Here is a 23506-nt window from a genome sequence, read left to right as displayed (position 1 = left end):
GCTCAAGGTTGGGACGTCGCGCCGGACTGGCCGGCGGCCGCGATGGCCGACCACACGCGATGCGGCGTGGCCGGCATCTGCAGGTCTTTCACGCCGAGCGGCGCGAGCGCATCGAGTATCGCGTTGATGACGGCGGGCGGCGAGCCGATCGCACCCGCCTCGCCGCAGCCCTTCACGCCGAGCGGATTGTGCGTGCAGGGCGTGCCCTTCGCGGTTTCCACGCTGAACGACGGCACGTCCGCCGCATGCGGCATCGCGTAGTCCATGTACGAGCCCGAGAGCAGCTGACCGGTCTCCTTGTCGTAGATGCACTGCTCGAGCATCGCCTGGCCGATACCCTGGCCTAGACCGCCATGCACCTGGCCTTCGACGATCATCGGATTGATGACGTTGCCGAAATCGTCCACGGCCGTGAAGCGTTCGATGCGCGTTTCGCCCGTCTCGGGATCGACTTCCACTTCGCAAAGGTAGGCGCCCGCCGGATAGGTGAAGTTGGTCGGGTCGTAGAACGCGCTTTCGTCGAGGCCCGGTTCGAGCTTGTCGAGCGGATAGTTGTGCGGCACGTAGGCCGCGAGCGAGATTTCGGCGAAGCTCCGGGTGCGGTCGGTGCCGGCCACGCGGAACACGCCGTTGGCGAACTCGATGTCTTCCACGCCCGCTTCGAGCATGTGCGCCGCGATCTTCTTCGCCTTGCTCTCGATCTTGTCGAGCGCCTTCATGATCGCCGAGCCGCCCACGGCAATCGAGCGCGAACCATACGTGCCCATGCCGAACGGAATGCGGCCGGTGTCGCCGTGCACGATCTCGATCTGCTCGATCGGCACGCCCAGTCGGTCGGACACCACCTGCGCGAAGGTCGTTTCGTGCCCTTGCCCGTGGCTGTGCGAACCGGTGAAGACGGTGATCGAGCCCGTGGGGTTCACGCGCACTTCGCCCGCTTCGAAGAGACCCGCGCGCGCGCCGAGCGCGCCCGCAATGTTCGAGGGCGCGAGGCCGCACGCTTCGATGTAGCACGAGTAGCCGAGCCCGCGCAGCTTGCCTTGCGCTTTCGAGGCGTCGCGCCGTGCTGCAAAGCCCTTCACGTCGGCGATTTCGAGCGCACGCGAGAGGCAGGCCTCGTAATCGCCCGTGTCGTAGGTGAGGCCCACGGGCGTCGCGTACGGGAACGACGTGATGAAGTTGCGGCGGCGGATCTCGGCCGGATCGAGGTTCATCTCGCGCGCGGCGGTTTCCACGAGGCGCTCGACCACGTAGGTCGCCTCGGGGCGTCCCGCGCCTCGGTAAGCATCCACGGGCACCGTGTTCGTGAACACGGCCTTCACCTCGGCGTAGATCGCGGGCGTGGTGTACTGGCCCGCGAGCAGCGTGGCGTAGAGAATGGTCGGCACGCTCGACGCGAAGGTCGAGAGATAGGCGCCCATGTTCGCGATGGTGTGCACGCGCATGGCGAGGAACTTGCCGTCCTTGTCCATGGCGAGTTCGGCCTTCGTGACATGGTCGCGGCCGTGCGCGTCGGAAACGAAGGATTCGCTGCGCTCGGCCGTCCACTTCACCGGGCGGCGGATCTTCTTCGCGGCCCACGTGAGCGCGACGTCTTCGGCATAGAGGAAGATCTTCGAGCCGAAGCCGCCGCCCACGTCCGGCGCCACGATGCGCAGCTTCGTTTCGGGCAGTCCGAGCACGAATGCGGCCATCAGGAGCCGTTCGACGTGCGGGTTCTGGTTCGCCACATAAACCGTGTAGCTGTCGTCGTGCAGCGAGTAGCTCGCGTTCACGGCCCGCGGCTCGATCGCGTTCGGTATGAGGCGGTTGTTCACGATGTCGAGCGTCGTGACGTGCGCGGCCTGCGCGAACGCGGCGTCGGTGGCGGCTTTATCGCCGTGGCCCCACGTGTAGCAGGTGTTCCCGGGCACGCCGTCGTGCACGAGCGCCTGGCCGGCGTCGGCGGCGTGCGCCGTATCGACGACGGCGGGCAGTGCCTCGTAATCGACTTCGACGAGCTCGGCGGCGTCCTTCGCGGCCTTCACCGAATCGGCGATCACGAGCGCCACCTGGTCGCCCACGTGACGCGCCTTCTCGTGCGCGATCACAGGATGCGGCGGTTCGTGCATGGGCGTGCCGTCGATGCTGTGGATCAGCCAGCCGCACGGCAGGCCGCCCACGTTTTCGGCGGCGAGGTCCGCGCCGGTGAACACGGCCACGACGCCGGGCGCGGCTTTCGCCGCGTTCGTGTCGATGCTCTTGATGCGCGCATGCGCATGCGGCGAGCGCACGAAGACAGCGTAGGTCTGGGCCGGGAGGACGACGTCGTCGGTGTACTGGCCGGCGCCGGTGAGGAAGCGGTAGTCTTCCTTGCGCTTGATGGCCTGGCCGATCATGCGGTTGGGTTCGGGTGCGTTCATGGCGGGCTCCCGTTCAAACCGTTGCGGCCGCATTGGCCACATTGGCCGCAGCGGCAGGCGTGCCGGCGCGCATGCCCTCGGCGCCCACGAGCACGGCCTTCACGATGTTGTGATAGCCCGTACAGCGGCACAGATTGCCGTCGAGGCCCGCGCGCACCGCGGCTTCGGTGAGGTCGGGGTTCTCGCTCGCCAGCGCTGCCGCGCTCATCACCATGCCCGGCGTGCAGAAGCCGCATTGCAGGCCGTGGCATTCGCGAAACGCGGTCTGCATGGGATGCAGCTCGCCGTTCTGCGCGAGGCCCTCGATGGTGGTGACGTCCATGCCCTCGCACTGCACCACGAGCTGGTTGCACGACTTCACGGCGCGTCCGTTCAGATGGACCGTGCAGGCGCCGCACTGCGCCGTGTCGCAGCCGACATGAGTGCCGGTGAGACGCAATTGCTCGCGCAGGAACTGGACCAGAAGCGTGTGAGGTTCGACTTCGGCGGTCACGGGCTGGCCGTTGACCGTGAGGCGGATACTGATCGCCATTGACTGTCTCCTGTCGATCGGAGCGGGAGTTCGAACTCCTGACTCCGATCCCATACAGCGTAGGGATAGAGACCTGCCTGGGCCCGCATACACCATCATGCCCCGAAATTGCCGTTTGCTTGCGTGCCTGCCGTCCGATGTCTGCCGCACGTGATGGCGGCGCGGAGGGAGGAGTGGGGGCGAGGGTCCGGCTGGTGCTTTGCTCTTCAGTGATGCCAGGGGGTAACGCTCGGGACAGTAAAGCACAAATCGCTGCTTTGCGCTGCGCGGGCTTTTACTCTTTTACCCACAATCGGCGTGCATGAAAAACGGCCCGTCCCAGTGTCTGGGACGGGCCGTTCGTGCGCGTCTGTGCCGGTTTGTGCAGTGCGACGAAACGCGCTGCGCGAGATTCAATGCTCGCCGTGCGGCGCGTGCGCGAGGCGCGAATGACGGCGCGAGTAGCCGAAGTAGATGACCATGCCGATCACGAGCCACACCACGAACGCGACCCACGTGAGCGGCTGCAGGTTGATCATGAGAAAGAGGCACGAGGCCACGGCGAGAACCGGCACCACGGGCACGCCCGGGCAGCGGAACGCGCGCGGCAGGTCCGGGTGGGTCTTGCGCAGCACCAGCACGGCGATCGAGACCATCGAGAAGGCCGCGAGCGTACCGATGTTGATGAGCTCGGCGAGCACGTTGAGCGGCACGAGCGCGCCGATCAGCCCGAAGAAGATGCCGACGAGCCAGGTGGTGAGGAACGGCGTGGCGAAGCGCGGATGTACGCGCGAGAGCGCGGCGGGCAGCAGGCCGTCACGCGACATCGCGAAGATGATGCGGGTCTGGCCGTAGCTCATCACGAGAATCACGGTGAGCATGCCGAGCACGGCGCCGAGATCGATGAAGCCCGCCACCCACTTTTCGCCGGCCACCTGCAGCGCGTACGAAACCGGGTGCCCGATGTTGGCGAACTGCGCGGACGGCACGATGCCGGTCACGACCGCCGCGACGGCCACGTACAGCACGGCGCACACGACCAGCGAGGCGATGATGCCCACGGGCAGATCGCGTTTCGGATTCTTGACTTCCTCGGCAGCGGACGAAACCGAATCGAAGCCGATGAAGGCGAAGAACATCACGGCGGCGGCGCCGAACACGCCGTGCCAGCCGTTGGGCATGAACGGATGCCAGTTCCCGGGCTTGACGTGGAACACGCCGACCGCGATCACGAGCAGCACCACCGTCACCTTGATGGCGACCATGACGTTGTTGATGCGGGTGGACTCGCGCACGCCGATGGAGAGCAGCGCCGTGATCACCATCATCACGAGGAACGCCGGCAGGTTGAAGAGCGTGTGCACGCCCGGCAGGGCGCCGGGGGCGGCCGTGAGCGCCGCGGGCAGGCTGACGCCGAAGCCCGCGAGCAGCGATTGCAGGTAGCCCGACCAGCCCACCGAAACGGCCGAGGTGGCGAGCCCGTATTCGAGCATGAGGTCCCAGCCGATCACCCAGGCGGCCAGCTCGCCGAGCGTCGCGTACGAATAGGTGTAGATCGAGCCCGCGACGGGAATGGTCGAGGCGAATTCGGCGTAGGCGAGCGCGGCGAAGCAGCAGGCCACGGCGGCGATGAGGAACGCGATCGTCAGGGCGGGACCGGCCTGCACGGCGCCCGTGCCGGTGAGCACGAAAATGCCGGTGCCGATGATCGCGCCGATGCCGAGGAAGGTGAGGTCCAGTGCGCCGAGTGCTTTCTTCAGGCCGGCGCCCTGGGCGCTTGCCTGCAACATGTGCTCGACGTTCTTTTTTCGAAAGAGGGACATTGGGCGGGGAACTCCTGGTTTGCGCGCAGCGCGCCTCGCCAGCATGGCCTGCGAAAGCTGCACACGGAAAATCGGGTGAAACCGGAAATTTTAGCGGATGTGGGCGCCGAAACCGACTGAGCCGGGTGGGAAATGCGGCTATCCCACGGGCGAATCTGCCGCAAACGCCGATGCGCGCGCGCAATCCTTGCCGGCGCGCGCGCTATCGGAATAATTCATTTCGAGATCAAGGGGTTATGGCGAGAAGGCCGCCTTAGTAGGGCGACCCCTGCGGCAAAACGTGCGAGAACCCCCGCCGCTACCCTCAGGCGCCGACGGCCGGCGCGAGATCGACGAGCCGGTTGCTCATCACATAAAAGGTGAGCTCGGCGTTGTTGCTGAGCTTCATCTTTTCGAGCAGGCGCGTGCGGTACACGCTCACGGTCTTCACCGAAAGCGAGAGCGTGCGGGCGATGTCGGTGAGGCGCTTGCCCGAGGCGAGCATGCACAGCGTCTGGTATTCGCGGTCGGAGAGCTTTTCGTGCGGCATCTGCTCGCCGTCGACGAGCACGTAGTCGGCGAGCGCATCGGCCATCGCCGGGCTCACGTACTTGCGGCCGCTCGCGACCTGCTGGATCGCGGCCACCATCTGCGCGGCATCCACGGTCTTCGAGAGATAGCCCGAGGCGCCCGCCTTGAGCGCGCGCACCGCGTACTGGTCCTCGCGGTACATCGAGAACATCAGTACCGGCAGGCGCGGCGCCTTGCGCTTCGCGCGCTTGAGCACCTCCACGCCGTTCATGTCGGGCAGCGAGATGTCGAGCAGCACCACGTCGCAGGCGTGCTTCGCGATCGTCGCGAGGGCCTCGGCGCCGGTTTGCGCCTCGATCACTTCGCTGGCGACGCCGCGGTCGATGAGCAATTGCCGTACGCCCTGGCGCACGACGGCATGGTCGTCGACGAGCAGGATGCGAGGGGTCATGAGCGAGCGCCTTTCACCAGGTTGGGGGTGGAGTCGGGAGCGGAGACGGCGAGCAGCGCGTCCCACGCGAAGCGGGCGCGCACGGCAGTGCCGGGGACGGTGTCGCGGCCAGTGGTGCCGCTGACGGTGCGCAGCGAGCCGCCGAAGGCGGCGCAGCGCTCGCGCATGCCGGCGAGGCCATACTGATTGCGGCGCTTGCCCGCGTTGTCCGCGCGCCGGACCTTGGCGGCACGATTCGGCAGGCCGATGCCGTCGTCGCTGACGGTGAGCGTGAGATGGCGCGCCGTGCAGTCGATGCGCACGTCGGCGTGGGCTGCGCGTGCGTGCCGCGCGACGTTGGCGAGCGCTTCCTGGGCCACCCGGAAGACGGCGAGCGCCGACTCGGCGGGCAGGTGCGCAAGCCGCACGTCGGCGGCGCAGACGAAGCTCGTGGCAAGGCCCGTGCGGGTGCCGAAGCTGCGCGTCCAGTCGGCCAGCGTCGGCACGAGGCCCGCGTCCAGATGCGGCGCGGCGAGCCCGTCGAGCGCCTGGCGCAGCGCCGCGCCGGCGGCGTCGAGCGAGCGCGCGACGAGCGCGAGCGCTTCGGCGCATTGCGGCGGCGCGTCGGCGGGCAGCCAGGTGTGGACGTTGGCGAGGGCGAAATGAGTAGCGGCGAGTTCGGCGCCCACGCTGTCGTGCAGTTCGTGGGCGATCCGGCGGCGCGCGGCTTCATCGGCTTCGATGCGCCCGGCGCGGGCCGCGGCGGCCTGCTGCTGCAACTGGTCCAGATAGTTCAGCTCGCGCAGCGTGTCGTCGGCATTGCGGGCGCGATGAACCGGGGCTGAACGGGCCGACGCCAACGCGCCGACGCCCGACGTCAGGGCGTCATGAGCGAGCGCGATCATCGCGGCGTGATTCGACGTGTCCATCCATTCCCCGTTCTGGAACCGGTTCGCCGTGCCGTGTCTGTCCGGGCTTCAGAGTCCCGGTGCGACGGATAATGGCACGGCGCAGCGTAACGATATTTACATTCGGTAACAGCCTGGATTGACCCCTTGTGGGGGCGCCAGTGCGGCCGTCACTGCGCCGCGATCATATCTCAAAAAAAGAAAAAATTCAGTCTGGACAAGGTTTAGCGGCGCAAGCTGAGAGTTCGCTTGAAGTTCCGCCACACCATTTTTGTCAGAAAAATGCTGACACGGAAATTACCGGAAATTCGTTAAATATGTAACCGCCGCTTGCCCGCCCTGTCGCAAAAAAGAGAAATGAAAGGTGTGAGGGGGGCCGAGCCAAAATGGCGGACGAAAAAAAACCGGAGCGCGAGGCTCCGGTTTTCGATGCTAGGGCTGTCCTAAACGGGCCGTCCCAAACGGGCCGACCCACAGCGGATGGCGCGCGGCTTAGCCGACGAAGGCCTTTTCCACGACGTAGTGACCCGGCTCGTTGTTGCTGCCTTCCTTGAGGCCGGCCTTTTCGAGCAGCTCGACCGTGTCGCGCAGCATGTGCGTGCTGCCGCACAGCATGATGCGGTCGCGTTCCGGCGAGAACGTCGGCAGGTCGAGGTCGGCGAACAGCTTGCCCGTATCGATCAGTTCGGTGATCCGGCCGCGGTTGTCGAACACTTCGCGCGTGACGGTCGGGTAGTACACGAGCTTTTCGCGCACGATCTCGCCCAGGTACTCGTGCTCGCGCAGCTCTTCGGTGATGTACTCCTTGTACGCGAGTTCATCGACGAAGCGGCAGGTGTGCGTGAGGACGATCTTGTCGTAGCGGTCGTAGATGTCCGGGTCCTTGATGATCGACATGAACGGCGCGAGGCCCGTGCCGGTCGAGAGCAGCCACAGCACCTTGCCGGGCAGCAGGTTGTCGGCCACGAGCGTGCCCACGGGCTTCTTGCCGATCAGAACCTTGTCGCCGACCTTCAGATGCTGCAGGCGCGACGTGAGCGGGCCGTCCGGCACCTTGATGCTGAGAAACTCGAGATGCTCTTCGTAGTTCGCGCTCGCGAGCGAATAGGCGCGCATCAGCGGCTTGCCGTCCACTTCGAGGCCGACCATGGTGAACTGGCCGTTGTCGAAACGCAGGGCCTGGTCGCGCGTGCAGGTGAAGCTGAAAAGCGTGTCGGTCCAGTGGTGGACGCTCAGAACGGTTTCTTCGGTGTGTTTGCTCATGGTTCCTGATGGTGCAATACAAGGGCCGCCAGGTTGGACGCTGCCCGCGCCGTGCTAAGGCTGTTCCCGTTTAAAACGAGGCGCAAACCGCCATTTTACCGCGACCGCGCCGCGAGGGCCGGGTGCCCCGGGAGACGCGCGGCCTGCGCTTCGTGCGGTCGTGCCGCTTGGGGTATGCCGTACCGGTCGTGCTGCCCGGGTTGTGCCACACATCGCGCGGCGCAACGCTGGCACCCGCACGGCTCGTGTGGCGGGCAAGGCTGGCATCGGTCATGGCGGCGCGCGCTTTGGCCGCGCGTTCCGGCCGCTGCGGCTCTCGCCGCGGGTTCGGGCAGAGGCTGCCGCCCGTTGCGCGGACACGGCTGAAGGTCGTTCATCCGGGCGCGCGTGCGAGTGTTCGCACGGATTGGGCAGGATTTTACCGGAAGCCCTGCTGGATCGCAGCAGAGACCCTGGTGGCGGGGCAGTTACGGGATTGGCGCGCCGCTTCTACCGGTCGGCCGCGAGCTTCACGCCGAGGCCCACGAGCGCCACGCCGCAGAAGGCGTCGATCGGCCGGCGCAGGCGCCGGTAGCCGCGCTGGGTGCGGTCGTCGGCGAACAGGAATGCGATGCTGCAATGCCAGCCGAACGACATGGCCGCGACCGTCGCGAGCACCGCGCCGTAGAACCACAGCGGCGGATGCGCGGGCAGCATCGCCGCGAACACGCTGGTCCAGAACACGCAGCCCTTCGGGTTGGTGAGGCAGGTGAAAAGGCCGGCGCGCCAGGTGCGCAGATAGTCGAGGCGGCTGGCGGGCGGCAGGGCTTCGGCGACCACGGGTGCCGCGACGGCCGGGTCGCGGCGTGCGCCCGAGCGCACGAGCTTGATGCCGAACCACACCAGATAGAGCGCGCCCGCAATGCGCACGCCGTTGTACACCCAGTCGATCCGCTGCAGCACGGTGGCGAAGCCGAGCATGGCGAGCGCGGCCCACAGCGTCGACCCCACTCCCACGCCGAATGCCGATGCCACGCCAAGCGTGCGCCGTCCGGCGAGCGACAGCTGGGTGACCATGAAGAAGTTCGGGCCGGGGCTCACGAGCGCGAGCGAATAGACCGCGGCGATCTGGATTAGCGTGATGAAGAAATGCATGACGAGGGGCCAACGAGCGGGAGTGGGCGAAATACGGTGCGATAGACGTTGCGAAATACAGTGCGAAATACAGACGGCGCAAAAAACAGGGCCGCCCAAGCGGCGGCGCGCAACGCGCAATCTTAACGCGTTGCGGCGGATCGCCGCAGGTTCGTCGGGAGTTCGAAACAGATGCGGCGGCCGCCGTTAGTCGAGCCGCAGCCGCGCCATATACGGCAGGTGATCGGACAGCCACGCCGTTTCCTGCGCAGGCTGGATCAGCTCGACGGGCTGCAGGCCGCGCACGAACATCTTGTCGAGCGCGAGCGCCGGCGAAAACGCCGGGAAGGTGCGCGCGGGCTCGCCCAGCAGCGTCGCCACTTCCTGCATGCCGTGCTCGGCGAAGATCGGCACCGAATCGTTGCGCCAGTCGTTGAAGTCGCCCGCCAGCACGAGCGGCCCTTGCGGCGCCTCCTTGGCGATCCAGTGCGCGATCCAGTGCATCTGGCGCATGCGCGCGCTGCGCGTGAGCGCGAGGTGCGCGCACAGCAGCGTGACCGAGTGCCCCGCCACGCTCGCGCGCGCCACCAGCAGGCCGCGCCGCTCGAACCGGTGCGCGGAAATGTCCCAGCGGCCGCCCAGGTCGAGCGGATGCGGCGAAAGGATGGCATTGCCGTGCCGCCAGGATGGCTTGAACACGTTGGGGCCGAGGGCGATCTGCAGTTCGAGCGCGTGAGCGATCTCGGTCGCCTGGCAGTGCCAGACGTCTTCGAGCGGATCGCCGAGCGGCGCGCCGAAGGTGGAGGCGAGCACCGGCTGCGGCAGGCGCCGCGCCATGGCTTCCTGGAGGAAATAGGCGTCGGCGTGGGTGGACTGCACCCAGCGCCGCATGGCCTGCCAGGCCTGAAAGCCCAAGGGCGAGCGGCCCTTGTGCAGGTTCCAGCTCACCGCGACGAAGTCCTTGCGATGGCCGGTGTCGATGAGCGCTTCTTCTGGGTTTCGCATTAGCGGGTATTCGGTGGGGGCGCCGCGCCGCTCAAGGCTGGGGCGGGGGCGCGAGGCTCGCGCTGATCCGGTAGGCGAGCGAGGGATCCTTGTCGACGATCTGCCAGCTCACCGTTTCGCCTGCGGGCACGCGCAGCCCCGGATGGCTGGCGCTGATCTGGCGCGGCTGCGGCGGAAGCTGGCAGCCTTCGGCGGTTTGGGGATGATCGTCGGATTCGAGTGTTTCTTGTGCGTCGATGGCGAGTATCGTCTCGCTCGCGCTGGCTTGCAGCGGCGAGACGGTCACGGTGCGCTGCAGGTCGATGCTGCCGGCCGGCTGGTCCTTGCAGCCGACGTCGTGGCGCACGACCTGGTGATGCGTATCGGTGCGCGCCTGGCCCACCGTGGTCGTGCCGTCGAACTGGTCGATCTGCTGGCCGTCGCGTATCACCTGCAAGGTCCATTTCACGACCGGCTGCTCCGTGCTCTGCGCCTGTGCATGCACGGCGGCCGCACCGGCAGCGGTGACGAACAGCGTGGCGGCGAGGCAGCGTTTCCACAACGTCATAGGGGTGACTCCGTACAGGCTCGCCGCGCGGGGGCGCGGCGGGCAGGGCTGGCTCTTTCTGACCTCCGATCCTATACCGGGTTCGCAAAAACCGAGCCGTCGCGTTCTCGACGTGTTCTATCAGATAGGGGTGAGGCGTGAGGGTTCAACGCTCAGATGGCGGACCGCGAGTTCACCGCGGGCGCAGATTGGTGCCATATCGGCAACGAAGCAATTTTTGTTCACGGTTATCGCCCGATATTGTTGTCCGCTCGGCAACGCACACTTGCTCTCAATCGGGATGTGTTTTCGATAGTCGGTGATTACACTAGGTTCCACGTCATCGACGAAACGCTGGCCGGGCCCGCTGAACGGTTTGCCGACTTTCAGTCTCTTTCAGCCTTTTCCCTGCTTTTACGCCCGCTGTGCCCGCGTGCCCCAACCCGCATCGAGGAATTGCCATGAAGACCGCCACGCTTGCTGCCCTGCTGATGACCGCCGCCGGTTTTGCCGCCGCGCCGGCCTTTGCCGACGATACCGGCGCCGCCCCGACCGCCGTTGCCCAGCAGGCTCCCGCCCATGGTCCGCTGACCCGCGCCGAAGTGAAGGCCGAACTGGCCCGCGCCCGCGCGGCCGGCGAACTGGACAACCCGAACACCCCGGGCTACCCGTCGCAGCTGGCCACCGGCGGCTACACCGTGCCGCGCGTGCAGATCCAGACGGCGGGCTTCTTCCACACCTCCCGCCCGGCCGACCCGGCTGTTACGGCCGCGACGACCGCGCTGAACTGACCGCCCACCGGGCGCTCCACGCCCCCCGCCGTGCGCCGGCCCGCGTTGGCCGTGCGCACCGCGCTTTGCTGCGCCGCCACAGAGCGTACAATTTTCCTCGAAGCGGCGGCGCGCCTTGCGCGCCGTCACCCGGACAGAGGATCGCGGCGCCCGGCCGAATCCAGGCTGGTGCCGCAGGGGCGGACGTGGAGACATGGATCAGATCGACTGTGTAGTCATCGGCGCGGGTGTGGTCGGGCTGGCGGTGGCGCGCGCGCTCGCGGCGCGCGGGCGCGAAGTGATCGTGCTGGAAGCCGCCGACGCCATCGGCACCAGCACCAGCTCGCGCAACAGCGAAGTCATCCACGCGGGGCTCTACTACCCGCGCGGCTCGCTCAAGGCCACGCTGTGCGTGCGCGGCCGCGAGATGCTCTACGAGTATTGCGCCTCGCGCAATGTCGCGCACTCGCGCTGCGGCAAGCTGCTCGTGGCCACGGCGGCGAACCAGATTCCGCAACTCGAATCGATCCTCGCGCGCGGCAAGGAAAACGGCGTGTTCGACCTTACGCGCATCAGCGGGGCCGAGGCGCTGGCGCTCGAACCGGCGCTCGAATGCGTGGCGGCCGTCTATTCGCCGCAAACGGGCATCGTGGACAGCCATCAGCTCATGCTCGCGCTAGAGGGCGACGCCGAGCGCGACGGCGCGGTCGTCGCGCTCAAGTCGCCGGTCGAGGCGATCGACGCGACGGCGAACGGCTTCGTCGTCAAAGTGGGCGGCGAAGCGCCCACCGAACTGCGCGCGGCCTGCGTCATCAACAGTGCGGGTCTTGCCGCCAACAAGCTCGCGCGGCGCATTCGCGGGCTCGACCCCCGCCACGTTCCGCCGCTCTACCTCGCGCGCGGCAACTACTTCAGCGTCTCGGGCCGCGTGCCGTTCTCGCGTCTCATTTATCCGATGCCGAACGAGGCCGGGCTGGGCGTGCATCTCACGCTCGATCTGGGCGGCCAGGCGCGCTTCGGTCCCGACGTCGAATGGATCGATTCGATCGATTACGACGTCGATCCCCATCGGGCCGATGCGTTCTACTCACAGATCCGCAGCTACTGGCCCGCCTTGCCCGACGGCGCGCTGTTGCCGGCCTACGCGGGCATCCGGCCCAAGCTCTCGGGCCCGGGCGAGCCGGCCGCCGACTTTCTGATTCAGGGCGCCGCCGCCCATGGCGTGCGAGGGCTCGTCAATCTCTTCGGCATCGAATCGCCGGGGCTCACGGCGTCGCTCGCCATCGCCCAGCGGGTGTGCGAAATGGCCGGTGCGGCTTGAGCGGGCACGGAAAGGCGCACTGAGGAATGCATCGGGGAACGCCCTCCGGGGCGATTCTCATTTCCGATTGATGCGGGTCTCTTATCTCCGGAATTGCAACGAAAATCCGCTGTGCTTCGTTGCTATGCTTGCGCGACGCCGTCGTCAGAACGGTGTAGCCCTACATACTGGAGTGAGTCCCATGAAATCGTCCCGCCGCAGCTTTCTGATCACGAGCATTGGTGTTGCCACGACGGTCGCCCTGTCCCGTCAGGCATTCGCCGATGCGCCGAAGGCCAGCGAAACCGATCCCACCGCCCAGGCACTCGGCTACAAGGCCGACGCCACCAAGGTCGACAAGGCGAAGTTCGCGAAATACGCCGCTGGTCAGGACTGCAGCAACTGCACGTTCTACCAGGGCAAGGCTGCCGACGCGTGGGCGCCGTGCCCGATGTTCGCCGGCAAGCAGGTGGCAGGCAAGGGCTGGTGCAGCGCCTATAACAAGAAGGCCTGATTGCCCGGATCTGTTGTTGAAGATGAGTGGGCCGCGCCCGCGAGGCGCGCGGCATGAAAGACAGGGCGTGCGCTAGCGCGCTTGCAAGAGCGGCGGCCGGCGCCCGAACCACGGGCGCGCCGCTTCGAGTTGCGCCGCGAGACGCAGCAGCAACGCATCGTGGCCCTCGCGCGCCGCGAATTGCACGCCGATCGGCAGCCCGCGCGCGCTCCATGCGAGCGGCACCGTCATCGCCGGCTGTCCCGTCAGATTGAAAAGCTCGGTGCAGCCCGCCCACGCGAACGCCTTGTTCGACGCCTCCGTCAGCAGTTTTCTCATCAGCGCTTCCATCGGCATTGCCGTGACCGCGCGCATCTGCATGCGCTCGGTCTGCGAAGGCTTCAGTTCGCCGATTTTCACCGGCGCAGCGGCGAGCGTCGCGCACAGGATCACGTCGTAGCGCGTCATGAGATCGGCGAGTTGCGCCGTGATGCGTTCCTGCAACGCGAGCGCCGCCGGCAGCTCGCGTTCGCCCAGCTTGCGACCGATGTGGGCCATCGCCCACGTCGCGATCTCGAAGTCCTGGCGGCGCGGCGGGGTGCCCGTGATGGTGTCCGCGTTCAGCACCATCTGCTCCGCCACCACCGACCAGAGCATCAGGAACGCCTCGCGTGCGGCGGCGAAATCGACCGGCAGCGAGACCGGCTCGACGCGATGCCCGAGCGAGGTGACGAGCGCCGCCGCGTCGTCCACGGCGGCGCGCACTTCGGGCGAAAGCTCGAACGCAAAGAGCGGATCGGTGATGAGCGCGATGTTCAGCGGTTTTTCGAAGGGCGCCGGATCGCGTGCCGCCGCGAGAAAAGTGCCCGGTGCGCCGGGGGCGAGCCCGGGATCGCCCGCGATCAGATCGAGCATCAGCGCGGAATCGCGCACGCTGCGCGAGATGGCCAGATCGACGCCGAGCGCGCCGGGCGCCGGTGCGACATTCGACGGCACCTGGCGCGAGCGCGAGGGTTTCAGGCCGAAGAGGCCGCAGCACGAAGCCGGAATGCGGATCGAGCCGCCGCCGTCCGACGCATGCGCGAGCGGCACGATGCCGGCGGCCACCGCGGCCGCGGCGCCGCCGCTCGATCCGCCCGGCGTGTGATCGAGGTTCCACGGATTGCGGCACGGACCGAAGAGCTCCGGCTCGGTGTAGGGCATTTGCCCGAGCTCCGGCGCGCTGGTCTTGCCGAAGATGTTGAGGCCCGCTGCGCGCAGGCGCTCGACCACGGGAGCGTCGGCCGTGGGCACGTAATGGCGATAGTGCCGGCTGCCAAAGGTCATGCGCAGGCCGGCCACCGCCGCGCCGAGATCCTTCACGAGAAACGGGACGCCCGCGAGCGGGCCGTCGGCCAGCGTGTCGGCGCCGTTGCCGCCCGCTTCGATGGCGCGCGCGCGCCGGCGTGCGGCGTCGTAGTCCTTGAGCACGATCGCGTTGATCGCGGGGTTGGCCGCTTCCGCGCGCGCGATGGCCGTGTCGACCAGTTCGCGCGCGCTCGCGTCGCCGCGCTTCACGAGTTCGGCGAGGCCGATGGCGTCGTACTCCAGGTAGTCGGACTGCAAGGCGCGGCCTCCTGCTCCAGGTGAAGATGCGTGGGGTGACGACAGGGGCGGCGGGTGCCCGCTGTATAAGACTGCGTATGAGGCAGTGTGACAGCAGCGCCGGCCGCGCGCGCCGATGACGCGCAGCCGGCGTGCGGTGCCGCGCTTACAGGCGCCCGGCGAGGAACGTCAGCGTACGGCCGTGGGCGAGTCCCGAGGCGTGCTGGTTGTACGACGCGCGCACCGAGCAGTTGAAGCCGTGCTCGGCGTTCTGATACAGGTGGAACTCGGCGTTGTCGCGGCCCGCGAAGCGCTCCTTCACCTGGCCTACCGCGTCGAGCGGAATGCCGTGATCGTTTTCGGCGTAGTGGAACTGGATCGGCACCGTGACCTTGTCGGCCACGTCGAGCGCGTTCTGGATGCCGCCGCCGTAGTAGGCCACCGCCGCGTCGACCGAGCCTTCCGCCGCCGCCAGATACGCGAGACGGCCGCCGAAGCAGTAACCGATCGCCGCGACCTTGCCCGTACACTCGGGCAGCGTGCGCAGGGCTGCAGCCGTCGCGCCGATGTCCTGCACGGCGAGTTTCACGTCGGTCTTCTGCATCAGTTCGATGCCCTTGTCGCGGTCGGCGCCCACGTAGTCCAGTTCGACGCGCGGCTGCGTGCGCCAGAAGATGTCCGGCGCAATGGCGACATAGCCGTCGAGCGCGTACTGCTCGACCACGTCGCGGATATGGCCGTTCACGCCGAAGATTTCCTGAATGATGACGATGCCCGGGCCCTTGCCGCCCCTGGGCAGCGCGAGGTAGCCGCCGAAGCTGTCGTTGCCGGCGGGAATGTCGATCCATCGAGTTGATACGCTCACGTTGCTCTCCTTCTTGATCATGAGATTGCGTTGCCGCGAAATTCGGGGGCCAGTTTGCCATGCCTCCTCGCTGCCTGCAGCGTCCCTCGTTCTCATCCGCGGATCGGAACGATCTCGATTATTCATTTTTCGCGTGAAGGACGCTCGGCTAGATTCGGAAGCCATGGGGGCGCACGGGTGGTCGCGGGGACCGCACGGCGCGCCCCGCTCGCCCGCAAGGATGCCGACATGACCGCCAGTACCGCCCAGCCCACCGCTTTTTCCACCGCGTTTTCCACCCCCTCGTCCACATTCTCCACGCCATTCTCGCAGCGCTTCGGCCTGCGCCTGCCGCTCGTCCAGGGGCCGATGGCGGGCGGTCCCACTTCGCCCGCGCTGGTTGCCGCCGTGGCCAATGCGGGCGCGCTCGGTTTTCTCGCCGGCGCGGCGCTCGCACCCGCGAAGATCACGAGCGAAGTCGCGGCGATCCGCGCGCTCACCAGCAAGCCGTTCGGCGTGAATCTCTTCGTGCTCGATCCGGCGCATCCGGACGAGGCCACCGTGCGGCGCGCGCTCGAAGCGATCGACCCGCTGCGCGCCCGCTTCGACCTGCCGCCGGGCGAGGCGCTCGAACGCTACGCGCCCGACTTTCGCGAGCAGCTCGACCTGCTCGTGGAATTGCGCCTGCCGGTGGTGAGCTTCACCTTCGGACTGCTCGCGAAAGCCGATGTCGCGCGGCTGAAGGCGGCAGGCAGCTACGTGATCGGCACGGCGACGCACGTGGCCGAAGGCCTCGCCTGGCGCGACGCCGGCGCCGACGCCATCGTCGCCCAGGGCGCCGAGGCGGGCGGCCATCGCGGCACCTTCATCGGCGCAGTCGAGCACGCGCTGGTGGGCACCATGGCGCTCGTGCCGCAACTCGTCGATGCGACGGGCCTGCCCGTGCTCGCGGCGGGCGGCATCATGAACGGCCGGGGCATCGCGGCGGCGCTCGCGCTCGGCGCGCAGGGCGTGCAGATGGGCACGGCCTTTCTGACCTGCGCGGAAAGCGCGATTCCCACTGACTGGAAAGCGCGCGTGCGGGCTTCGTCGGATACGGACACGTCGGTCACGCGCGCGATCACGGGGCGCCACGCGCGCGGTATCCGCAATCCGCTGATGCAGGCACTCGAAGCGCAACCCGGCAGCGTCGCGCCGTACCCGGTGCAAAACGCGCTCACCCAGGCGCTGCGCCAGAGCGCGGCGCGCGCCAACGACGGCGATTACCTCTCGCTCTGGTCGGGGCAGGGCGCGCCGCTCGGGCGGGCGCGCGAAGCGGGGCTCGGCGCGGCGCAACTGGTCGATGCGCTCGATGCCGAATGGCGCGCCGCGCTCGCTGCGCTCACGCGCGCGGCATAGCGCGCGCAAGACCTTGCCGGGTTGCTGCCTGACGGGTGATGCAATGCAGCAACGCGCACCTCATGACGGGCAATTAACCGAATGCTTACTTGAACGCACGCCGTTTCGCGCGGCTGCGTTTCATGCAAACGTTCCCGCTTTCGAAGAGCCTGCGGTCGCTTCCGACAAGATCTTCAGAATTAATCCGTCAGGGCTTCCGGGAAGCTTTCCATATCATTTCATATGCCTTCTCGAATCCTTGCGGCACCGGGCGTGCGCCCGAATATTCAGGGGCTCGAAGCGATCCCGTAGAAAGCCTATTGGTACTCGCACCAATATCTGAAAAAAGTCCCCCAAATTAATTTGATCACCTACACTTGCGCGCAAGTATGACCGGGCAGCCCGCCATGAACGGGCTCGAAGGCATGCTGGCCAGGTGCATCAAGGATGCATCCTGCGTGGTCGTCCGCACGGGGAGCGACACGTTCGGGGCGCGGGAGCACCAGGGCGATTACGTTGCTTTTGGGTTCGAAACTGGAGACTTACATGAATATCAAGCTTCAAAAGCTGTTGCCGATCAGCGCTGCCGTCATGATGTTCGGTGCGTTTGCTACGGCATCGTTCGCAGATGAAGTGGTCAAGATCGGTCACGTCGCTCCGCTGACGGGTGGCATTGCCCACCTCGGCAAGGACAACGAAAACGGCGCGCGTCTCGCCGTTGAAGAAATCAACGCGAAGGGCCTCGTGATCAACGGTCAGAAGGTCACGCTGCAACTCGACGCACAGGACGACGCGGCTGACCCGCGTACGGCCACCCAGGTTGCGCAGAAGCTCGTCGACGACAAGGTCGTCGCCGTGGTCGGCCACCTGAACTCGGGCACCTCGATCCCGGCTTCGAAGATCTATAGCGATGCCGGCATCGTGCAGATCTCGCCGTCGGCGACGAACCCGGCCTACACGCAGCAAGGCTTCAAGACGACGTACCGCGTCGTGGCGACCGATGCGCAGCAAGGCCCGGCGCTCGCGAACTACGCGGCCAAGACGCTGAACCTGAAGAGCGTCGCGATCGTCGACGACTCGACGGCTTATGGCCAGGGTCTCGCCAACGAGTTCGAGAAGACCGCCAAGTCGCTCGGCATGAAGGTGCTGTCGCATGACGCGACGAACGACAAGGCCGTCGACTTCCGCGCCATTCTGACGAAGATCAAGGGCGAAAACCCCGACGCGATCATGTACGGCGGCATGGACGCCACCGGCGGCCCGTTCGCGAAGCAAGCCAAGCAGCTCGGCCTGCGCGCGAAGGTGCTCGCGGGTGACGGCGTCTGTACCGACAAGCTCTCGGACCTCGCCGGCGACGCGACCGACAACATCGTGTGCTCGGAAGCGGGCATGGCGCTCGAAAAGATGCCGCAAGGCAAGGAATTCGAAGCCAAGTACGAGAAGCGCTTCGGCCAGCCGATCCAGATCTACGCACCGTTCACGTATGACGCCGTGTACATCATCGTCGATGCGATGAAGCGCGCGAACTCGACGGATCCGGCGAAGATCCTGGCTGCGATGCCGAGCACCGACTACAAGGGTGTGATCGGCGAGACGACCTTCGATTCGAAGGGCGACCTCCAGCACGGCGTGATCTCGCTGTACGACTACAAGGCGGGCAAGAAGACGCTGCTCGACGTCGTCAAGATGTAATACCGTTGCCTGCCGCAGCGCTCGCTGCGGTTAAAGGCGCGTAAAAAAGGCACGTGGACTTTGATGTCTACGTGCCTTTTTCTTTATGTGCCGCGCGTTTGCGGTTGCGCTCAGATGCCGAGGCGCCGGAGCACGCGCGGCGCGGCTATCGCCACGAGCGCCGCGCACAGCGCGACGACGGCAAGACCCACGGTGAGATTGGTCACCTGCGTGATGCCGCCGATCACGACCGGTCCGAACAGCAGCCCGAAGTAGGCGATGCCTGCGACGTGCGCGAGCCCCTCGGCCGCGTGGATGCCCTTCACGCGCGCGGCGGCGGCGAACAGCACGGGCATCATGTTCGCGAGGCCGAGGCCCATCAGCGTGAAGCCGATGAGGGCCGTGGCCGCGAACGGCAGCAAGAGGGCGCCGATCATCCCCGCGCAGGCGAGCGATGCGCTCGCCATCACGAGCTGCGGCGCGCCGAAGCGCGCGCGCACCGCGTCGCCCGCGAAACGCGCCGCGGCCATGCCGCCCGAGAACGCCGCATAGGCCGCGCTCGCGAGCGCGGGCGAGGAGGCCACCACGTCGCGCATGTACACGGTGGCCCAGTCGTACATCGCGCCTTCGGCGATCAGGGCGATGAGCGCGATGCCGCCCAGGGCCCAGAGCGCGGGCGTGCGCCAGCGGTTGCCGGTCTTCGCGCCTTCGCCGTGGGTGGGATGCGGCACGTGCGGCAGCACGGCCGGGCACGAGACGATCAGCACGAGCGCGGCTACCGTGGAGGCGAGCAGCAGATGCAGCGCCGGGGCCATGCCGCGCGCGAGCAGCGCGCCGCCGATCGCCGCGCCCGCCATGCCGCCGAGGCTGAACATGCCGTGCAGCGACGACATGATCGGCCGCCCGAGCGACTCTTCGACGGCGCTGGCTTCGGCGTTCATGGCGACGTCGAGCGTCGCCATGCCCACGCCGAACACGGCCAGCACCACGAGCAGCGACCAGAACCACGGCACGACGAGGATCAGCGCGCCGCAGACCGACATGGTGAGGCCGCCCGTGAGGCAGGCGCGGCGCGAGCCCACGCGCGCGATCCAGCCGCCGATGGTCGTCATCGCGACGATCGAGCCGCCCGCGACGGCGAAGAGCGCGCACGAGAGCAGCGCGGGGCTCAGATGGAAACGGTCGCGCACGGTCGGCACGTGCACCCCCCAGGAGGCGTACATCATGCCGGCGATGAAGAAGAGCGCCATGGTGGCGAGCCGCGCGCGCTGGCGGGTGACGGCGGGCAGGGCGCGATGCGTGGCGGCGGGCGTGGACGCGGCCGGCTGCCGGGCGAGGGTGGGGTCGGTGGTACGGTCGGACACGAGCGGTTCCGGGGCAGGGAGAAAAACGCTGTAAAAAGGAAGGTGACTGAAAGCAAAGAGTGATTCTAGCGAACGCATTCGCGTCCTGCCGAACCGCAGCCCGCGCCCTGCACTAATATCGGTACACAGTCCGCTCCCGGCGCCGTCCGGGCGTGCACTTCCACATAGATGACAAAGTCGCACCCCCGAGGACGCCCTTGAAGATTCCAGCCCACGCCCCGCTCCACCTGCTGCACCAGGTGTCCACCGGCACGCTCGCAACCCATGCGCGCGAGCCGCACGGTTTCCCCTATCCGACCATCGTGCCGTTCGCGCCCGACGCGTTCCACCGGCCCGTGATCCTCATCAGCCGGCTCGCCGAACACACGCGCAACCTGCTGGGCGATCCGCGCGCCGGCTTTCTCGTGGCGCACGCGCCGGACGGCGACGTGCTCAACGGCTCGCGCGCCACGCTGCTGGGCCTCTATGCTCCGGTGGACCCGGACCAGGAGGCGGCGGTCGCGCGGCGCTATCTGCGCTATCACCCGGACGCCGAGCGTTACCTGGCGCTCGGCGACTTCACGTTTTGGGTACTGCATGTCGAGCGGCTGCGCTATATCGGCGGTTTCGGCGCGATGGGCTGGCTGGACGGCGCGGACCTGGACGAACTCGATTCTCTCGCCGACGAAGAAGAAACTACGCTGATCGAGGCCTTCGAGCGGCATCCTGCGCGGCCGGGCGCACTGGAGTTGGCGGGCGTGGACCGCTACGGCGCCGACCTCAGGATCGACGGCACGCGCACCCGTTTCGTATTCGACGAGCCGCAGTCCGATCTGCAAACCTTGCATGCGGTGCTAGCGGATTGCATCGAACGATATTCGGTCTGAATTATTTCGAGATATAGGGGGCGCCTGGAAGGCCGCCCCACGCGGTTTGAAACCGGCAGGCTATATCTCATAAAGCATATCGGATATTCTGGAAGCTATCATCTGGTGAAATGTTTGGATGTTCTCATACCATTTAAATTTCATCGATTGACCGTTGCGCCGTCCGGATTAATCTGTCGAATGGAGCATTGAGTAAAAATACCGATTTGCGCCGAATGGAAATCGCATGCAGGGTGGGGCAGCACGGAAAGATATTGAAACAGGTTTTTATTATTTTTTATGTGCCGTGCTTTTGCCGCGGTTGAATTCTGTGTTAATCTCGCCTCCACTTTCCGGGGCACGTATTTGTCAATTGGCATACCGGCACAAGACTGGTAGCCATATTTGTCCAAACCACAAGGGTACCTATGTCTTCCTACAAGGAACTACTCGCCCAGCGAGAAAAGCTGGAGAAGCAGATTGAAGAGGCGAAGGCACGCGAATATGCCGAAGTCCTCGACGAGATCAAACAGAAAATGGCCGATTACGGCATTACGCTCGCCGAACTCGGCGGTGGCCGCGCCAGCAGCAAGAGCGCCAAGGCCAGCCGTTCGCGCGCCAGCGTCGCTCCCAAATATCGCGATCCAGACAGCGGCAGCACGTGGTCGGGCCGTGGCAAACCGCCCCGCTGGATTGCCGGCAAAGATCGCGAAAAGTTTCTGATCCAGAAATAAATCCGCATCGAATGCCAGTATGTGCCGCCTGGACCCGCGGCGCATATCTGGCGAGAAGGACCGTGCAGGGCACCCGGCCCATTCATTGAAAAAGCCGCGCAGTCGTTTCGACGCGCGGCTTTTTGCTGTCTGCGCCATTCCCCGGTTGCATGGGCGATGTTGAATGCGAATGCGTCGTGTTCTTGTAGGCATCTGATTTAAAAGAGGTTTTTAGGGTTGTCACAAAAGAACCGGGGCGACCCTATTACAATCGTGGGTATTCCCGGATTCGCTCTTTACTCCTCCATGACCTCTTCTGCCGACGCGCTCGTATCGGATAAACACCAGGTGGCGCGCAAGACCACACTCGTGAGCGTTGCCGTCAATTCGGTGCTCGTGGTGCTGCAAATCGTAATCGGCGTGATTGCGCATTCGCAGGCGCTCATCGCCGACGGTATTCATTCGCTGGCCGATCTCGTTTCCGACTTCGTCGTTCTGCTGGCCAACCGGCATAGCGGCGCCAAACCGGATGCCGATCACAATTACGGCCACAGCCGGTATGAAACGGTCGCTTCACTGTTTCTGGGCGCGCTGCTGATTGCGGTCGGCATCGGCATGTTGTGGCGCGCGGGCACCCGCATTGCCGATCTCGGCGATATTCCTCCGGTGCATCTGAGCGCGCTGGCCGTGGCGCTGCTCGTGCTGGTTTCCAAGGAAGGGCTCTTTCGCTACATGCTGCGCGAGGCGCAGCGCGTGCGCTCGCAGATGCTCATCGCCAACGCGTGGCATGCGCGCTCCGATGCGGCTTCGTCGCTCGTGGTGGCGATCGGCATCGTGGGTAGCGTGGCGGGCCTGAAGCTGCTCGATCCGATTGCGGCCGCCATCGTGGGCTTCATGGTGGCGCGCATGGGCTGGGTGTTCGGCTGGGACGCATTGCAGGACCTCTCCGACCGCGCGCTCGACGAAGCCGCCACCGCCGACCTGCGCGCGCTTCTGCTCGCCACGCCCGGCGTGCTCGACGTGCACGAGATGCGCACGCGCAAGACCGGCGACCTCGCGCTCGTCGATGCCCACATCCTCGTCGATCCGTTCATTTCGGTGTCCGAGGGGCATTACATCGCCGAGCAGGCGCGCTCGCGAGTCCTCACCGATGCGCGCGTGCTCGACGCGCTCATCCACGTGGATCCCGAAGACGACATGCATGTGCGCTCGGTGTCGAACCAGCCCGCGCGCGAGTCGCTGATCGGGCCGCTAGGCGAGGCGTTCGCCGCGCACGGCGTGCAGGTGGAGGCGGTGACGCTGCACTACCTGAGCACGGGCCTCGCCGTGCAGGTGGCGCTCGCTGCCGGCAACGACGCCACGCGCTTCACCGCTGCGGATCGGGAGTCGATCAAGCGCCGCGTCGGCGCGAGCCGGCTGGACGTGGTGAACGTCGTGAGCGTGGATACGGGGCTCGCGCCAGCGAGAGAAGAGCGCGTAAGCGAGCAGGCGAATAAAAGCGCGAACGAACGTGCAAACGAAAGCGCCGGCGCACCGCGCAAGGCGGATTGACCGGCGCTGTGCCCGCTTCAGAGCGGCAACTGCGTATCGAACTTGATTTCGCGCAGCACGACGCTTGTGCGCACCTGCGCGACCGCCGGAATCTTGAAGATGCGATCGTGGAGGAAAGCGTCGTAGGCCTTGATGTCGGGCGCCACGATCTTGAGGATGTAGTCCGATTCGCCGGTCGTGCTGTAGCACTCGGTGACTTCGGGACAGGTGGCGATCTCGCGCTCGAACTGCTCCACGCCGCCCTCGGTGTGGCGCGTGAGATGAATATGCGCGAGCGCGCAGACGTGCAGCCCGAGCTTTTCGCGATCGAGCAGCGCCGTGTAGCGCTGGATCACGCCCGACTGTTCCATGTCCTTGATGCGGCGCCAGCAAGGCGTGCTGGACAGGCCCACCTGGTCCGAGATTTCCTGCACCGAGCGGCGCGCATCCAGCTGTAGCAGGCGCAGGATCTTCTGAGAGAACGTATCGAGTGTCAACTGCGCCTCCGTTTGCGTCATGCTATT

Annotated in this window: 22 protein-coding genes; 9 read left to right on the top strand and 13 right to left on the bottom strand. The window is 66.5% G+C overall.

All coding sequences use genetic code 11. From position 1 onward, the window contains the following. Positions 1 to 2 precede the first annotated feature (2 nt). From U5760_RS06845 to U5760_RS06805, 9 genes are all read right to left on the bottom strand, one after another. A complete protein-coding gene (locus tag U5760_RS06845) occupies positions 3 to 2402 on the bottom strand; it encodes a xanthine dehydrogenase family protein molybdopterin-binding subunit (RefSeq protein ID WP_322010567.1) in 2400 nt (799 codons plus the stop codon). Positions 2403 to 2415: 13 nt separating this feature from the next. Then, entirely contained in the window at positions 2416 to 2934 is a 519-nt protein-coding gene (locus U5760_RS06840; protein WP_322010566.1) for a (2Fe-2S)-binding protein, read from the bottom strand. A 392-nt stretch (positions 2935 to 3326) separates the two neighbouring features. Further along, positions 3327 to 4736, bottom strand: coding sequence for an amino acid permease (locus U5760_RS06835; protein WP_322010565.1), 1410 nt, complete (start codon positions 4734 to 4736; stop codon positions 3327 to 3329). A 304-nt stretch (positions 4737 to 5040) separates the two neighbouring features. Further along, positions 5041 to 5697, bottom strand: a complete 657-nt coding sequence (gene rqpR / locus U5760_RS06830; protein ID WP_322010563.1) for a response regulator transcription factor RqpR — start codon at positions 5695 to 5697, stop codon at positions 5041 to 5043. Beyond that, a complete protein-coding gene (locus tag U5760_RS06825) occupies positions 5694 to 6605 on the bottom strand; it encodes a sensor histidine kinase (RefSeq protein WP_322010562.1) in 912 nt (303 codons plus the stop codon). The genes rqpR and U5760_RS06825 overlap by 4 nt, the downstream gene beginning before the upstream one ends. 471 nt (positions 6606 to 7076) lie before the next feature. Continuing rightward, the gene (locus tag U5760_RS06820) at positions 7077 to 7847 is read right to left on the bottom strand and encodes a ferredoxin--NADP reductase (RefSeq protein ID WP_322010561.1); all 771 of its coding nucleotides are present in this window, start codon (positions 7845 to 7847) and stop codon (positions 7077 to 7079) included. A gap of 489 nt (positions 7848 to 8336) precedes the next feature. Beyond that, positions 8337 to 8981: a LysE family translocator gene (locus tag U5760_RS06815; protein ID WP_322010559.1), complete on the bottom strand. Its 645-nt coding sequence runs from the start codon at positions 8979 to 8981 to the stop codon at positions 8337 to 8339. Positions 8982 to 9167: 186 nt separating this feature from the next. After that, positions 9168 to 9965, bottom strand: coding sequence for an endonuclease/exonuclease/phosphatase family protein (locus U5760_RS06810; protein WP_322010558.1), 798 nt, complete (start codon positions 9963 to 9965; stop codon positions 9168 to 9170). A gap of 31 nt (positions 9966 to 9996) precedes the next feature. Next, entirely contained in the window at positions 9997 to 10506 is a 510-nt protein-coding gene (locus U5760_RS06805) for a hypothetical protein (protein WP_322011076.1), read from the bottom strand. Between the two features lie 162 nt (positions 10507 to 10668). Between U5760_RS06805 and U5760_RS06800 the strand changes: the two genes are divergently transcribed. The 4 genes from U5760_RS06800 to U5760_RS06785 all read left to right on the top strand — a co-directional run bounded on the left by U5760_RS06800 (position 10669) and on the right by U5760_RS06785 (position 13075). Beyond that, the gene (locus tag U5760_RS06800; protein ID WP_322010556.1) at positions 10669 to 10956 is read left to right on the top strand and encodes a hypothetical protein; all 288 of its coding nucleotides are present in this window, start codon (positions 10669 to 10671) and stop codon (positions 10954 to 10956) included. After that, complete coding sequence (locus tag U5760_RS06795) at positions 10953 to 11282, top strand: DUF4148 domain-containing protein (RefSeq protein WP_322010555.1); 330 nt, start codon at positions 10953 to 10955, stop codon at positions 11280 to 11282. Before U5760_RS06800 ends, U5760_RS06795 begins: the two co-directional genes overlap by 4 nt. 193 nt (positions 11283 to 11475) lie before the next feature. Then, on the top strand, positions 11476 to 12582 hold the full coding sequence (locus U5760_RS06790; protein WP_322010553.1) for an NAD(P)/FAD-dependent oxidoreductase: 1107 nt from the start codon (positions 11476 to 11478) through the stop codon (positions 12580 to 12582). Between the two features lie 181 nt (positions 12583 to 12763). Beyond that, positions 12764 to 13075, top strand: a complete 312-nt coding sequence (locus U5760_RS06785; RefSeq protein WP_322010551.1) for a high-potential iron-sulfur protein — start codon at positions 12764 to 12766, stop codon at positions 13073 to 13075. A gap of 72 nt (positions 13076 to 13147) precedes the next feature. Here the strand turns inward: U5760_RS06785 and U5760_RS06780 are convergent, their stop codons facing one another. After that, complete coding sequence (locus U5760_RS06780; protein WP_322010549.1) at positions 13148 to 14659, bottom strand: amidase; 1512 nt, start codon at positions 14657 to 14659, stop codon at positions 13148 to 13150. A gap of 145 nt (positions 14660 to 14804) precedes the next feature. Next, positions 14805 to 15503: a dienelactone hydrolase family protein gene (locus tag U5760_RS06775; protein WP_322010548.1), complete on the bottom strand. Its 699-nt coding sequence runs from the start codon at positions 15501 to 15503 to the stop codon at positions 14805 to 14807. Positions 15504 to 15731: 228 nt separating this feature from the next. Here U5760_RS06775 and U5760_RS06770 point away from each other — a divergent pair, with 228 nt between their 5' ends. Together U5760_RS06770 and U5760_RS06765 are read left to right on the top strand one after the other, a co-directional pair. Continuing rightward, the gene (locus tag U5760_RS06770; protein ID WP_322010547.1) at positions 15732 to 16880 is read left to right on the top strand and encodes a nitronate monooxygenase; all 1149 of its coding nucleotides are present in this window, start codon (positions 15732 to 15734) and stop codon (positions 16878 to 16880) included. Between the two features lie 525 nt (positions 16881 to 17405). Beyond that, positions 17406 to 18551, top strand: a complete 1146-nt coding sequence (locus U5760_RS06765) for a branched-chain amino acid ABC transporter substrate-binding protein (protein ID WP_322010545.1) — start codon at positions 17406 to 17408, stop codon at positions 18549 to 18551. Between the two features lie 110 nt (positions 18552 to 18661). On the opposite strand, the gene U5760_RS06760 is transcribed toward U5760_RS06765, so the two are convergent. Then, on the bottom strand, positions 18662 to 19894 hold the full coding sequence (locus U5760_RS06760; protein WP_415914054.1) for an MFS transporter: 1233 nt from the start codon (positions 19892 to 19894) through the stop codon (positions 18662 to 18664). A gap of 197 nt (positions 19895 to 20091) precedes the next feature. Between U5760_RS06760 and U5760_RS06755 the strand changes: the two genes are divergently transcribed. From U5760_RS06755 to U5760_RS06745, 3 genes are all read left to right on the top strand, one after another. Beyond that, entirely contained in the window at positions 20092 to 20760 is a 669-nt protein-coding gene (locus U5760_RS06755; RefSeq protein WP_322010544.1) for a HugZ family protein, read from the top strand. 407 nt (positions 20761 to 21167) lie between these two features. Further along, a complete protein-coding gene (locus tag U5760_RS06750) occupies positions 21168 to 21473 on the top strand; it encodes an H-NS histone family protein (RefSeq protein WP_322010543.1) in 306 nt (101 codons plus the stop codon). Between the two features lie 285 nt (positions 21474 to 21758). Continuing rightward, complete coding sequence (locus U5760_RS06745) at positions 21759 to 23003, top strand: cation diffusion facilitator family transporter (protein ID WP_322010541.1); 1245 nt, start codon at positions 21759 to 21761, stop codon at positions 23001 to 23003. Between the two features lie 17 nt (positions 23004 to 23020). Here the strand turns inward: U5760_RS06745 and U5760_RS06740 are convergent, their stop codons facing one another. Next, complete coding sequence (locus tag U5760_RS06740) at positions 23021 to 23479, bottom strand: Lrp/AsnC family transcriptional regulator (protein ID WP_008352298.1); 459 nt, start codon at positions 23477 to 23479, stop codon at positions 23021 to 23023. Positions 23480 to 23506 lie beyond the last annotated feature (27 nt).

Source organism: Paraburkholderia sp. J12 (assembly GCF_905220215.1).
Lineage (GTDB): Bacteria > Pseudomonadota > Gammaproteobacteria > Burkholderiales > Burkholderiaceae > Paraburkholderia.
The sequence above is the reverse complement of the archived record's forward strand: the minus strand, read 5'-3'. Positions and strand labels throughout refer to the sequence as shown.